Source organism: Alcaligenes sp. Me129 (assembly GCF_050487245.1).
GTDB classification, from domain to species: domain Bacteria; phylum Pseudomonadota; class Gammaproteobacteria; order Burkholderiales; family Burkholderiaceae_B; genus Alcaligenes; species Alcaligenes phenolicus.
Genome location: NZ_JBKQGX010000004.1, coordinates 126,224 through 138,749 on the forward strand (window position 1 = coordinate 126,224; position 12,526 = coordinate 138,749).

11 protein-coding genes are annotated in these 12,526 nt (G+C 55.1%); 7 read left to right on the forward strand and 4 right to left on the reverse strand.

Annotated features, from left to right (window positions below):
* Positions 1 to 305: 305 nt before the first annotated feature.
* The 6 genes from ACLPGZ_RS06050 to ACLPGZ_RS06075 all read left to right on the forward strand — a co-directional run bounded on the left by ACLPGZ_RS06050 (position 306) and on the right by ACLPGZ_RS06075 (position 6,768).
* Positions 306 to 1,082 (forward strand): ferredoxin--NADP reductase, encoded by a 777-nt coding sequence (locus ACLPGZ_RS06050; RefSeq protein ID WP_042480593.1) that lies wholly within the window; start codon positions 306 to 308, stop codon positions 1,080 to 1,082.
* Positions 1,083 to 1,155: 73 nt separating this feature from the next.
* Positions 1,156 to 1,542, forward strand: coding sequence for a Rid family detoxifying hydrolase (locus ACLPGZ_RS06055; protein WP_026482586.1), 387 nt, complete (start codon positions 1,156 to 1,158; stop codon positions 1,540 to 1,542).
* Positions 1,543 to 1,554: 12 nt separating this feature from the next.
* Complete coding sequence (gene recG / locus ACLPGZ_RS06060; RefSeq protein WP_060185065.1) at positions 1,555 to 3,636, forward strand: ATP-dependent DNA helicase RecG; 2,082 nt, start codon at positions 1,555 to 1,557, stop codon at positions 3,634 to 3,636.
* A 37-nt stretch (positions 3,637 to 3,673) separates the two neighbouring features.
* Positions 3,674 to 4,639, forward strand: coding sequence for a LysR substrate-binding domain-containing protein (locus ACLPGZ_RS06065; protein WP_009453943.1), 966 nt, complete (start codon positions 3,674 to 3,676; stop codon positions 4,637 to 4,639).
* Between the two features lie 380 nt (positions 4,640 to 5,019).
* Positions 5,020 to 5,487: a Dps family protein gene (locus ACLPGZ_RS06070; RefSeq protein ID WP_026482584.1), complete on the forward strand. Its 468-nt coding sequence runs from the start codon at positions 5,020 to 5,022 to the stop codon at positions 5,485 to 5,487.
* A gap of 156 nt (positions 5,488 to 5,643) precedes the next feature.
* Positions 5,644 to 6,768 (forward strand): branched-chain amino acid ABC transporter substrate-binding protein, encoded by a 1,125-nt coding sequence (locus ACLPGZ_RS06075; RefSeq protein WP_429641068.1) that lies wholly within the window; start codon positions 5,644 to 5,646, stop codon positions 6,766 to 6,768.
* Between the two features lie 88 nt (positions 6,769 to 6,856).
* Here the strand turns inward: ACLPGZ_RS06075 and ACLPGZ_RS06080 are convergent, their stop codons facing one another.
* The 4 genes from ACLPGZ_RS06080 to ugpB all read right to left on the reverse strand — a co-directional run bounded on the left by ACLPGZ_RS06080 (position 6,857) and on the right by ugpB (position 11,200).
* On the reverse strand, positions 6,857 to 7,942 hold the full coding sequence (locus ACLPGZ_RS06080; protein WP_021446598.1) for a sn-glycerol-3-phosphate import ATP-binding protein UgpC: 1,086 nt from the start codon (positions 7,940 to 7,942) through the stop codon (positions 6,857 to 6,859).
* 20 nt (positions 7,943 to 7,962) lie between these two features.
* Positions 7,963 to 8,805, reverse strand: a complete 843-nt coding sequence (gene ugpE / locus ACLPGZ_RS06085; RefSeq protein WP_021446597.1) for a sn-glycerol-3-phosphate ABC transporter permease UgpE — start codon at positions 8,803 to 8,805, stop codon at positions 7,963 to 7,965.
* Positions 8,806 to 8,826: 21 nt separating this feature from the next.
* Positions 8,827 to 9,711 (reverse strand): sn-glycerol-3-phosphate ABC transporter permease UgpA, encoded by an 885-nt coding sequence (gene ugpA / locus ACLPGZ_RS06090; RefSeq protein WP_060185066.1) that lies wholly within the window; start codon positions 9,709 to 9,711, stop codon positions 8,827 to 8,829.
* 181 nt (positions 9,712 to 9,892) lie between these two features.
* A complete protein-coding gene (gene ugpB / locus ACLPGZ_RS06095) occupies positions 9,893 to 11,200 on the reverse strand; it encodes a sn-glycerol-3-phosphate ABC transporter substrate-binding protein UgpB (RefSeq protein ID WP_009453953.1) in 1,308 nt (435 codons plus the stop codon).
* Positions 11,201 to 11,378: 178 nt separating this feature from the next.
* Here ugpB and proC point away from each other — a divergent pair, with 178 nt between their 5' ends.
* Positions 11,379 to 12,218 carry a pyrroline-5-carboxylate reductase gene (gene proC, locus ACLPGZ_RS06100; protein ID WP_239054260.1) on the forward strand — a complete coding sequence of 280 codons (840 nt, stop codon included), beginning with the start codon at positions 11,379 to 11,381 and terminating at the stop codon, positions 12,216 to 12,218.
* Positions 12,219 to 12,526: the final 308 nt, after the last annotated feature.

A 12,526-nucleotide genomic window follows, 5' to 3' on the forward strand; every position in this document is an offset into this window, starting at 1 on the left:
CAACACTCCAAAACAGGCGTAAATAGCGTAAAAACCGGCTGTAAGCCAGAAAATGTGAATGATTATCAAACGTATGCAGAAACTAGGCAAGAGCTATTTGAATGTAGGCCCGTTTCCAGGCTGGAAATCGCCATACTGTCTGTGCCAAAGCAGGAGAATGGCGGCTCATGGAACTTAATGGTAAGTCCTGATTGCGATCAAATCGTATTGCTGAATGAGCATGGATTTACCTGGGGAACTCGGTACAATGGGCAAATATTTGCTTACTGATCCGGGCAATGTTGCCCCTCTATACGACAACTAACATGGCAGCTTTCAATACCGAACAAGTGCTCAGCGTCCACCACTGGAACGACACCCTGTTCTCATTTACCACCACCCGCGACGCCGCCCTGCGTTTTCATAATGGGCACTTTGTAATGATCGGTCTGGAAGTCGATGGCAAGCCGCTGATGCGCGCTTACAGTATCGCCAGCGCCAACTACGAAGAAAATCTGGAGTTTCTCAGCATCAAGGTACAGGACGGTCCATTGACCTCGCGCCTGCAACACCTGAAAGAAGGCGACACCATTCTGGTCAGCCGCAAACCCGTTGGTACGCTGGTAATTGACGACCTGCGCGCGGGCCGCAATCTGTTCCTGTTTGGCACTGGCACCGGTCTGGCTCCGTTCATGAGCATCATCAAGGACCCCGACACCTACGAGCGTTTTGAAAAGGTGGTACTGGTTCACGGCGTGCGTTTTGTCAGCGAACTGGCGTACTCGGATTTCATCCAGAATGAATTGCCGCAGAACGAATACTTTGGTGAAGTGGTACGCGAAAAACTGCTGTATTACCCCACTGTCACCCGCGAAGAGTTCCGCAATACCGGCCGCATTACCGACCTGATCGAGACCGGCAAGCTGTGCGAAGACCTGGGCATTCCTCAACTGGATCCCGCTCAGGATCGCGCCATGTTGTGCGGCAGCCCCGCCATGCTGGCCGATATCAGCGCCATGCTCGATAAACGCGGTTTTGAAGTGTCGCCCGGTGTAGGTCAACCCGGTGACTACGTGATTGAACGCGCCTTCGTGGAAAAATAATCACGCCAAGATCTGTTAATTTTAGCTATAGGCGCTTAAACTCTGATAGTACAACACTCATCAGAGGTTTCTTATGACTAAGCAAGTTGTCTTCACCGATGCCGCTCCGGCTGCCGTAGGCCCATACTCTCAGGCCATTATTGCTTCGGGCGGCAAGACAGTATTTCTGTCTGGCCAAATCGGTCTGGAGCCTGCCACAGGCGAACTGGTATCTGAAAATTTTGAAGGTCAGGTACGTCAGGCATTTGCCAACCTGGAAGCTGTGGTCAAAGAAGCTGGCGCCAACCTGAGCGACATCGTCAAACTGACTTTGTTTTTGACAGATCTGTCCCGTTTTGCCAGCGCCAACGCCATCATGGCCGAACTGATTCCCCAGCCTTTCCCCGCACGCTCCACCATCGGTGTGGCCAGCTTGCCCAAAGGCGCTCAGTTCGAGGTCGAGGCTATCCTCAATTTCTAAAGACGTATTGCCATGACCGCAGGTCGGCCTGCGCCTCAGGCCAAACGGGCTGCGCCACGCAAGGCGCTCAGTCTGGACCAGAAGTTTGAAAAGCTCGGCCTACGAGAGCCTGCCGACTTCGTGGTCCATCTTCCTTTGCGCTACGAGGACGAGACTCAGGTTGAGCCCATCGCCCATCTCTACCCTGGCAAGATGGCGCAAATTGAAGGTCGTATTCTTAGTACGGATGTTCAGGCGCGTCCCCGTGCGCAGCTCCATGCCCGTATTGCCGACGAAAGTGGCGAGCTGGCCTTGCGCTGGCTGCACTTTTATCCCAGCCAGCTCAAGCAGCTGCAAGGGGATTTACCCCTGCGAGTACGCGGCGAAGTGCGCCAGGGCTTTCATGGCCTGGAAATGGTGCACCCCAAAGTCACCAAAGCCGGCCAACCCCTGGCCCGCGCCTTGACCCCTGTTTACCCCACGACAGATGGCTTGAGCCAGGTACAGCTGCGCAAAGCCATTGCCGATGCGCTCAATAATGCGGACCTGCGCGACACCCTGCCTGAAGAAGTTCGTAGCGAATATGGCCTGATGCCCTTTAACGAGGCTATCCGGCTTTTGCATTACCCACCGCCCGAGCTCAGCTACGACGATTTGTTCGAACACGGCCATCCGGCCTGGAGCCGCATCAAGTTTGATGAATTGCTGGCGCAGCAATTGTCCCTGGCGCAGGCTCGTGCTGCGCGTCAGGCTCAACGTGCCAAGCCTATGCGTGAAGGCAATAGTGACCTGGCTAAAGCCTTGCTGGCTTCGTTGCCCTTCAAGTTAACGGCCGCTCAGAAACGCTGCGTCAAGGAAATCAGCGCGGACATGAAGCGCTCGTATCCCATGCACCGGCTGTTGCAGGGAGATGTAGGCAGCGGCAAAACCATTGTGTCGGCCATTGCCGCCGTGCAAGCCATTGCCAGCGGTTTTCAGGTAGCCTTGATGGCACCGACTGAAATTCTGGCCGAACAGCATTATCTGAAAATGCGCGCCTGGCTGGAGCCTTTAGGCGTCGAACTGGCCTGGTTAAGCGGCAGCTTGGGCGTCAAAGCTAAACGTCTGGCTTATGAGGCCATCAGCTCCGGACAAGCCAGACTGGCCATCGGCACCCAGGCCCTGATTCAGGACAATGTGCAATTTCAGCAATTAGGATTGGTGATTCTGGATGAGCAACACCGCTTTGGTGTTGGCCAGCGTCTGGAGCTGAACCGTAAAGGGGATGCGCAAGACAAGAAAGGTCAGGCTTATTTGCCGCATCAGCTCAATATGAGTGCCACACCTATCCCGCGTACCTTGGCCATGGCTTTTTTCGCGGATCTGGATGTCTCCGCGATTGACGAGTTGCCCCCAGGTCGCAGTCCCATCATTACAAAGCTGGCCGCCGATAATCGCCGTGATGAAATCATGGCGCGCGTCCGGGCTGAAGTTGCCCAAGGTAGACAAGCCTATTGGGTCTGCCCCTTGGTCGAAGAAAGTGAAGCCCTGCAATTGCAAACCGCCGTCGATACCCATGCGGCTCTGGAACAAGCCCTGGCCCCCTTGCGGGTAGGCCTGATTCATGGCCGCTTGTCCTCCACGGAAAAAGCGGACGTCATGGAAGCCTTCCGTAGCGGCAATCTGGACGTGCTGGTGGCGACCACTGTCATTGAAGTCGGGGTGGACGTGCCCAACGCCTCTTTAATGATTATTGAACACGCCGAGCGCTTCGGCCTGGCCCAACTGCACCAACTACGCGGCCGGGTAGGGCGGGGACAGATTCAATCCGTTTGCGTCTTGCTTTACCAGGCACCGTTGTCGGCCATTGCCCGCCTGCGTTTGCGCGCCATGTATGAAACCACCGATGGCTTTGAAATTGCCCGCCGCGACCTGGAACAACGCGGCCCGGGCGAGTTCATGGGCATGCGCCAATCCGGGCAGGCAGGCTTGCGTTTTGCCAGCCTGGAGTCCGATGAAGATTTGATCGAGCAGGCCCAAACATTGGCCAGCACCTTTCGCCGTGATTATCCAGACCACGCTCACCACCATTTACAGCGCTGGATGAAGGGCCGGGAAGAATTACTCCGTAGTTAACCCAAGGTCTTAATGCTGTTTTGCACAAGGAATTGTCATGACATTGACCGAGCTGAAATACATCGTTGCCGTAGCACGCGAGCGTCATTTTGGACGTGCTGCCGAAGCCTGCTTTGTGAGCCAACCGACGCTGTCGGTGGCCATCAAGAAGTTGGAAGACGAATTAGGCGTGGTCATCTTCGAGCGTGGCGGGCCCGAGGTGGCTATTACCCCCATTGGGCTGCGCATCGTCACCCAAGCACAGAAAGTGCTGGAAGAGGGCGCCAACCTGCGCGAGATTGCCCGCCAGGGCCACGATCCTTTGGCTGGCCCTTTGCGCGTTGGCATTATTTACACCGTGGCACCGTACCTGCTGCCCAAGCTCGTTCCCAAGCAGATTGAGCTGACCCCGCAAATGCCACTTTTATTGCAAGAAAACTTTACCGTGCGTCTGCTGGAATTGCTGCGCCAAGGTGAGATTGATTGCGCCATTGTGGCCCTGCCTTTGCCTGAAACAGGCTTGGTTATCCGCGAGCTGTACGACGAGCCTTTTGTGGTGGCCATGCCCCATGAACACGCCTGGGCCAAGCGCAAGGAAATTGATCCCGAACAGCTGAAAGATCAGACCATGCTGCTGCTGGGTGCCGGCCATTGTTTCCGCGACCAGGTGCTGGATGTTTGCCCGGAGCTGTCGCGCTTTTCAGCGTCCAGTGAAGGCATACAGCGCACCTTTGAAGGCTCTTCACTGGAAACCATCCGTCATATGGTGGCCACCGGCATCGGTCTGACTGTCCTGCCTGCCAGCTCTCTGACAGCCCCCGGCCAGGCCAACGAACTGCTTGCCTATGTCCCGTTCAAAAAGCCCATTCCAGATCGTCGCATTGCCTTGGTCTGGCGCAAAAGTTTTCCACGTACGTCGGCCATTGACGCCTTGACCCGTGGGATCATGGAAAGTGGCTTGGCTGGGGTCAACTACTTAAAAGTCGAATACAACAGCAATTTCCCGTATCCTGAACTAGCGTAAATCGCACACCTACTGCGTGTTATTCTGCTTCAGTACCTATTTAGCCCTCTGTTCAACAGGAGTCCACTATGGCAAAAGCCGTGAAAGCAGTCAGTAAAACCGCCAAGGTCAGCAAGGCCGAAGAAGCCCCAAACACTGATACCAAGGTCGCAGTTGCAGCCGATGTAAAGGCTGAACCAAAACCGGCAGCCGCCAAGGCCCCCGCCAAAAAAGTGACCGCTAAAAAGGCCGTCGCCAAAAAGCCTGCCACCGCAGCCAAAGCTCCCGCCAAGGCGGCTGCTAAACCTGCGGCCAAGCCAGCCGCTGCTCGCAAGCCTACCGCGGCCAAGCCGGTTGCCGCAGCCAAACCCGCTGCTCCTGCCAGCGCCGCCAGCAGCGCTCTGAAAATTGATATCGGTATTTCGACGGCAGACCGTGCTGCTGTAGTTAAAGAGTTGTCCAAGGTACTGGCCGACTCCTACACCGTGTACCTGATGACGCACAACTTCCACTGGAACGTCACCGGCCCTATGTTCAAGACTCTGCATGAGCTGTTCATGACGCAGTACACCGAACTGTGGCAAGCCCTGGATGACATCGCCGAGCGTATCCGCGCCCTGGGTCACTACGCCCCTGGTACCTATGCCGAATTCCAGAAGCTGTCCTCCATCACCCAGCCCGCTTCCGTGCCGGATGCTACCACCATGATCGAGCTGCTGGTCAAAGGTAACGAAGCGCTGGCTCGTACTGCACGCACCGCTTTTGACCGTGCCGACTCGGCCGACGACCAGCCTACCGCTGACTTGTTGACCCAGCGTCTGGACGTGCACGAGAAAAATGCATGGATGCTGCGTAGCCTGCTGCAGTAACTTCCATCTTATCGCCCTCAAATAGCGATAAAAAAAGGCCACCAAACGGTGGCCTTTCCTATTCCCCCTATAGAAAACCCTGAATTCAGGCGTCAGGCAGGCATAAAACCCTGTTATCGGTGTATGCTTTCCTGCATATTCACGGAGGTGTTTTCTATGAAAATTCGTTTCACTCCTGTTGCAGCGGCCATGAGCCTGGCAACGGGTCTGCTCTTGTCCGGTGCTGCTCACGCTGACAACATCCGTATTGCACTGGCCGGTCCTTTCACAGGCTCGGTTACCCAATACGGTGACATGGTCAAACAAGGCGTCGATACGGCCATCGAACAGATCAACGCTGCCGGTGGCGTTCTGGGCAAACAGCTCGAACTGGTCACTGTTGACGATGCCTGCGAACCCAAGCAAGGTCCCGTCGCAGCCAACCGTATCGTGAATGACAAGATCCACTATGTTGTCGGTCACGTTTGTTCGGGCGCTACCATCGCGGCCACCGATATCTACAACAATGAAGGCGTGTTGATGGTGACTCCATCGGCAACAGCACCTGCTGTTACCGACGGCAAAGGCTACGAAATGATCCTGCGCACCATTGGTCGCGACGATCAGCAAGGTCCAGCCGCTGCCAAGTTCATCCTGGAACAGATCAAGCCCACTAAAGTTGCCGTCCTGCACGACAAACAGTCCTACGGCCAAGTTATTGCCGCTTCGGTTCGTTCCGAACTGCAAAAAGCCGGTACCGAAGTTGCCCTGTTTGAAGGCATTAACGCGGGGGACAGCGATTACTCCGCCGTCATCACCAAGCTGAAATCCACCGGCGTGGACTTCGTGTACTTTGGTGGCTACCACCCTGAAATGGGCCTGCTGCTGCGTCAAGCCGCCGAGCAAGGCGTGAAAGTCCACTTCATGGGACCGGAAGGCGTGGGTAACCCCGACATTAACGCCATTGCCGGCAAAGCCGTTGAAGGCATGCTGCTGACCTTGCCTGCGGACTTCTCGCAAGATCCGGACAACCAGGCCATCGTCCAGGCTTTCAAGGACAAGAAGCGCGATCCTAGCGGCGCGTTCCAGCTCTCCGCTTACGCAGCCACGATTGCGATTGCCGAAGGCATCAAGGGCGCTGGCGAGGACGATCCAGTCAAAGTGGCCGACTACCTGCACGCCAACAGCGTGAAAACGCCTATCGGTCAAATCAGCTGGAACAAGCAGGGCGACCTGAACGACTTCAAATTTGACGTCTTCAGCTGGCACGCTGACGGTTCCAAAACCGTCTACGGCAAGTAATCCCTGATTCTTGCTCGTAAAAAAACCGGCCTTCGGGCCGGTTTTTTATTATGTATCGCCTTGGAGCACCTTGCTTCAGGCAGGCTGCTCAGGCCTCGATACGCAAACCCGTATCGCGGTCGAACCAATGCAAAGGGTGGGGTGGCATGTAGCCAATCTGGATGGCCTCGCCAATTTGAATTGGATATTCGCGAGTCTGCTCAATCGGGCAGCGCACGATGATGCGATAGTCGCCACAACCCAGATGCAGTAACTGCTCGGAACCCAGAATTTCCACCATTTCCACCTGCGTAGTCACACCGGGCACATGCAGCTGGATGTGTTCTGGTCGTATGCCCAGGAACACCTTGCGGCCACGCACCGCAGCGGGCACCATTTCCGGGCCAAACTGCACGGGCTGGCCATTGTCTTGCGTGATCTGACCTTGTGCATCCACCTCTACTGGCAACAAGTTCATGGGCGGTGAGCCAATGAAAGTGGCCACAAAAACGGAAGCAGGCTTTTCGAATACCTCGGCGGGTGTCCCGATTTGCTCAGGCATGCCCTGATTCATCACAATCATGCGCTCGGCCAAGGTCATGGCTTCAATTTGATCGTGAGTCACATACAGGCTGGTGGTTTTCAGGCGACGATGCAGTTTCTGAATTTCCAGACGCATCTGCACTCGCAGCTTGGCATCCAGATTGGACAGGGGCTCGTCAAACAGAAACACCTTGGGTTCACGCACAATCGCACGGCCCATCGCAACACGCTGACGCTGGCCCCCCGACAGTTGCCCTGGACGGCGTTCCAGCAGGGCACCCAATTCCAAGATCGCAGCGGCGGCATTGACCCTTTGCTTGATTTCATCCTTGGAAAACTTACGGATTTTCAAGCCATACGCCATATTGTCAAAGACTGACATATGGGGGTAGAGCGCGTAGTTCTGGAACACCATGGCAATGTCACGTTCAGCCGGTTCCAGATCATTGACGACCTTGCCGTCGATCAGCACCTGACCTGCCGTGACAGATTCCAGCCCCGCCACCATACGCATCAAGGTCGATTTACCGCATCCAGAGGGGCCCACAATCACCACGAACTCGCCATCCTTCACGTCCACATCAATGCCGTGAATAACGACCGTCCCGTTCGGGTAGGTTTTCTTGACGCCTTCAAATCGTAAGCTAGCCATTCAATAAAGCCTGTAGAGAATTACTTTTCAGAGTCGATGAGACCTTTGACGAACCACTTTTGCATCAGCATCACCACCAGGGCAGGCGGGATCATGGCCAAAAGGGCCGTGGCCATCACCACGTTCCACTCGGTCACGCTGTCACCACCGGAAATCATGCGCCGGATACCAACCACGATCGGGTACATATCCTCTTTGGTGGTAATGATCAGCGGCCACAAATACTGGTTCCAGCCGTAGATAAACTGAATTACAAACAAAGCGGCAATGCTGGTCTTGGACAAGGGCAGCAGAACATCTTTAAAAAACCGCATCGGGCCGGCACCATCAATACGGGCGGCCTCGATCAATTCATCGGGCACCGTCAAAAAGAACTGGCGAAACAGGAAGGTCGCGGTTGCTGAAGCGATCAAGGGCAGGATCAGGCCCCCATAGCTGTCCAGCAACTGCAGGTCCGCCACGACCTTGTACGTGGGCATAATGCGCACTTCCACCGGCAGCATCAGGGTGACGAAAATCATCCAGAAAAACAGCATGCGGAACGGGAAGCGGAAATACACCACGGCAAAGGCCGAGAGCATGGAAATAATGATCTTGCCAACCGCGATGCCCAGCGCCATCACCATGCTGACCAGCAACATGCGTCCCACTGGTGGGGAGTTGGTGGCCGTCCCCTGCAAAGCGGTGATGTAGTTCTCTACCATGTGCGAGCCCGGCCAGAGCGACATGGGCGCACGGGCCACTTCCGCGCTGGTCTGGGTGGAAGCCACAAACGTGATGTACAGGGGCAGAGCAATCACGATCACACCCAGGATCAGGGTCAGATGCGTGAAAAAATCAAGAATAGGGCGTCGTTCAACCATGACTATGTTCCTTGCTGCGCATCAGCTGTACGTCACTTTGCGATCAATATAGCGGAACTGAATCACCGTCAGCGCCACAACCACCACCATCAGCACCACAGACTGGGCTGCCGAAGAACCAATATCCAGGCCACGGAAACCCGTGTTGTAGACCCGGTAAACCAGAATCGAGGTGGCTTCACCCGGCCCGCCCTGACTGACCACGTCAATAATGGCGAAGGTGTCAAAGAAGGCATAAATAATGTTCACGACCAGCAGGAAGAAAGTCGTCGGGGCCAGCAAAGGAAACACAATGCCCCAGAAACGGCGCATGGGACCGGCACCATCCATGGCGGCCGCTTCAATCAGGGAGCGCGGGATGGCTTGCAGGCCAGCCAGGAAAAACAGAAAGTTGTAGGAGATCTGCTTCCAGACCGAAGCAATTACCACCAGCAACATGGCGTCATTGCCATTCAAGCGTGGATTCCACTGAATGCCATGCTCCAGCAGGAACACGGCCACAATCCCTACAGAGGGGGAGAACAGGAACAACCACAACACCCCAGCCACCGCCGTTGCCACGGCATAAGGCCAGATCAGCAAGCTGCGATACAGCAGGGCGCCCCGTATCACTCTATTCGCCATCACGGCCAGCACCAAAGCTACGACCAGCCCCAACACCGACACGGCAAGCGAAAATACCGCCGTCGTCTTGAACGAGGCCATATATTCCGCACTACTGAACAGTTCGGCAAAGTTATCCAAGCCTACAAACTGCGAAGACAGGCCAAAGGGGTCTTCCAAATGAAAAGCCTGCCACAGCGCTTGACCGGCAGGCAGAAAAAAGAAGATCAGAGTAATGGCTAGCTGCGGAGCAAGTAGCAAATAGGGCAGTGTCTTATGACGAAAGACGACACGTTTTTCCATAGGTTTGCGCGCAATGGGAAGGGAGCGCCACCATCAGGGTGACAGACTTCAAGTGAAACGAAAAGCGTATGAGTGGCTTGGACGATAGGGTGACAGCTTACTGGCTTGAAGCCAAGACAGGACACCGTCCGCACACACTCATACGCTGGATTGTAAACCACCCGCCCAAGGCGGGTCGGGCTTACTTCACGCTCTTTTCAAAGCGCTCCAACAGTTCATTGCCACGGCTTTGCATGGCTTTCAGACCTTCTTCAGGGGTGACTTTGCCGGCAAAAATCTGTTCCATCACACCGTCTTCGATGTCACGAATCTGCGGCAAGGAACCCAGACGAATACCACGCGAGTTCTCGGTGGTGCTGGCGTCCAGCTGTTTGACGGCAACGTCTGCACCCACGTTCTTGGCGTAGAAATCGGAGTCCTTGGTCTTTTCAAAGCCCGCTTTGGTCACAGGCACATAACCGGTGTCCTGGTGCCAGGCGGCGGCTTGCTCAGGGCTGGAGATGAAGTGGAAGAATTCAGTCACGCCCTTGTAAACATCATCGGACTTCTTGGCAAAGACCCACAGGGAAGCGCCACCAATAATGGAGTTCTGAGGCGCGCCTTGTACATCGCTGTAGTAGGGCAGGCTGCTGGTGCCAAATTCAAATTCGCCGGTTTTGATGATGTTGGCGCGGTTACCGCTGGAGCCGGTAAACATGCCGCACTTGCCGCTGGTAAACAGGGCATTGGCCGTATCACCACGACCGCCGTAGGAGAAGGAACCATCCTTGGACATATTTGCCAGGAAAGTCATGTGCTTCAGGAACAGTGGGTTATCCAGCTGCAGGCGAGCGCTGGGGCCGCCAAAGCCGTTGTTCTCGCTGGCAAAGGGGATGTTGTGCCAGGCGGCAAAGTTCTCCAGCAGAATCCAGGAGGGCCAGGAAGAGGTGTAGCCACACTCTTGACCGGACTCACGCAGTTTCTTGGCGGCTTCGTGCAGCTCCTGCCAGGTCTTGGGCGGCTTCTCGGCATCCAGGCCAGCTTTCTTGAAGGCGTCCTTGTTGTAGTACAGCACCGGGGTGGAGCTGTTAAAAGGCATGGAAATCAGCTTGCCTTCGTTGGAGGAGTAGTAGCCGGCAACCGCACCCAGAAAGTCATCCGGGTTGATAGGTTTGCCCGCTTTCTCCGACATTTCCTGCACTGGCTGAATGGCGCCCTTGGCGGCCATCATGGTGGCGGTCCCAACCTCGAATACTTGCAAAATATCGGGGGCATTACCGGCACGGAAAGCGGCGACACCGGCGTTCATGGACTCGCCATAGTTGCCTTTATACGAGGCTTTAACCTGGTAGTCCGACTGAGATGCGTTAAAGTCTTTGACTAATGCATTAACCCGTTCGCCCAAGGCTCCTTCCATTGAATGCCAGAACTGAATTTCTGTGGCCGCTTGCGCAGTGCCGATAGAAGCAATCAGACCGGCTAGAGACAGAGCAAATAGTTTTGTTCGCATCAGGCTTTCTCCTGTATAAAAGGTGCCGCTAAGGTGTAGCAGGTTTTAAAACTCAAGCTTATGACTTGTTTATGACGCTCTCGTGAATGTATCCATGACAGCGTTATATAAGCAATGACTAATTACCCTCAAACGCTAAGAAAACGTGTCAGAGGACAGATTTTTAATGGGAGCGATGATGAATCCACACGATACCTCTTTTAAGCTGGCGTTTATCGGCGCGGGCAATATGGCCAGTGCCTTGGCGGCTGGTTTAATTGGGAAACGCTGCGGCGGCTCGGACGTTTTGGCGATTGATATTTACCCGCCCGCCCTGGAGTCGTGGGCCCAGCAGGGAGTACAAACCGCGTATGAACCCGGCCCGGCCTTGTCCAAGCAGCGTATTTGGGTTTTTGCCGTCAAGCCCCAGGTCATGAAAGAAACCGTACTGGCCTGCAAACCCTATCTGCAAGAGGACACCCTGGTGATCAGCGTGGCCGCTGGCATTCCGGCAACCGCTCTGGCCCAATGGCTGGGCGAACCCGGCCAGCCCTACCAGCGTGTAATCCGCTGTATGCCCAATACCCCGGCCTTTATTGGTTGTGGCATTACTGGCCTGATGGCCCTGGAACAAGTGGATGAAAGCGATAAAGCCATTGCGCAGCAATTGTTGAAATCCGTGGGGGAAGTGGTCTGGGTTGAAAATGATGCGGCCATTGATGCCGTCACGGCGGTTTCAGGCAGTGGTCCAGCTTACGTGTTTTTGTTCATCGAAGCTTTGATCAAAGCCGGTATCGAGCAAGGTTTGTCGCCAGAACAGGCCCGCCAGCTGTCCCTGGCAACGCTGCACGGCGCCACCCAGTTGGCCACCTTGTCGCCGGAAGAACCCTCGGTCTTGCGCGAGCGCGTCACCTCCAAAGGGGGGACTACGGCAGCCGCCCTGAATATCTTTAACGAAGGCGGCTTTACACCCCTGGTCCAAAAAGCAGTCAATGCTGCCAAAGTGCGTGCCAGAGAGCTGGCCCAAGAGTTTTCCTGATCCCCGGATTACTCCCTATAGCATCGTCAAAAATTGATATAGCGCAATAAAAAAGCAGTAAAACAAAGAGCAGGGGAGTTCTCAAGGGAGCTCCTCTTTTCTTTTATAAACAAGGCTTTTAGTATGCGAGCGGGTTTTGGAAACACCCTGTTAACAATGCCTCGTTATTTTCAAAATAAATAAGCAGGGCGCTAGGGCTTATACGAAGTGACAAGTTTTAGGCGGCTCCCCCAAAATGGGTACCCCTGGAGCATAACAATGCCTATCCAGACCCCAGAATAAGCACTTTCTAAAAAGCAATGCCGGGA

What these genes read in the sequence shown, in the direction of transcription:
- ACLPGZ_RS06050 (WP_042480593.1), top strand. Translation starts at nt 306, where the DNA reads ATGGCAGCTTTCAATACCGAACAAGTGCTCAGCGTCCACCACTGGAAC.
- ACLPGZ_RS06055 (WP_026482586.1), top strand. Translation starts at nt 1,156, where the DNA reads ATGACTAAGCAAGTTGTCTTCACCGATGCCGCTCCGGCTGCCGTAGGC.
- recG (WP_060185065.1), top strand. Translation starts at nt 1,555, where the DNA reads ATGACCGCAGGTCGGCCTGCGCCTCAGGCCAAACGGGCTGCGCCACGC.
- ACLPGZ_RS06065 (WP_009453943.1), top strand. Translation starts at nt 3,674, where the DNA reads ATGACATTGACCGAGCTGAAATACATCGTTGCCGTAGCACGCGAGCGT.
- ACLPGZ_RS06075 (WP_429641068.1), top strand. Translation starts at nt 5,644, where the DNA reads ATGAAAATTCGTTTCACTCCTGTTGCAGCGGCCATGAGCCTGGCAACG.
- ACLPGZ_RS06080 (WP_021446598.1), bottom strand. Translation starts at nt 7,942, where the DNA reads ATGGCTAGCTTACGATTTGAAGGCGTCAAGAAAACCTACCCGAACGGG.
- ugpE (WP_021446597.1), bottom strand. Translation starts at nt 8,805, where the DNA reads ATGGTTGAACGACGCCCTATTCTTGATTTTTTCACGCATCTGACCCTG.
- ugpA (WP_060185066.1), bottom strand. Translation starts at nt 9,711, where the DNA reads ATGGAAAAACGTGTCGTCTTTCGTCATAAGACACTGCCCTATTTGCTA.
- ugpB (WP_009453953.1), bottom strand. Translation starts at nt 11,200, where the DNA reads ATGCGAACAAAACTATTTGCTCTGTCTCTAGCCGGTCTGATTGCTTCT.
- proC (WP_239054260.1), top strand. Translation starts at nt 11,379, where the DNA reads ATGAATCCACACGATACCTCTTTTAAGCTGGCGTTTATCGGCGCGGGC.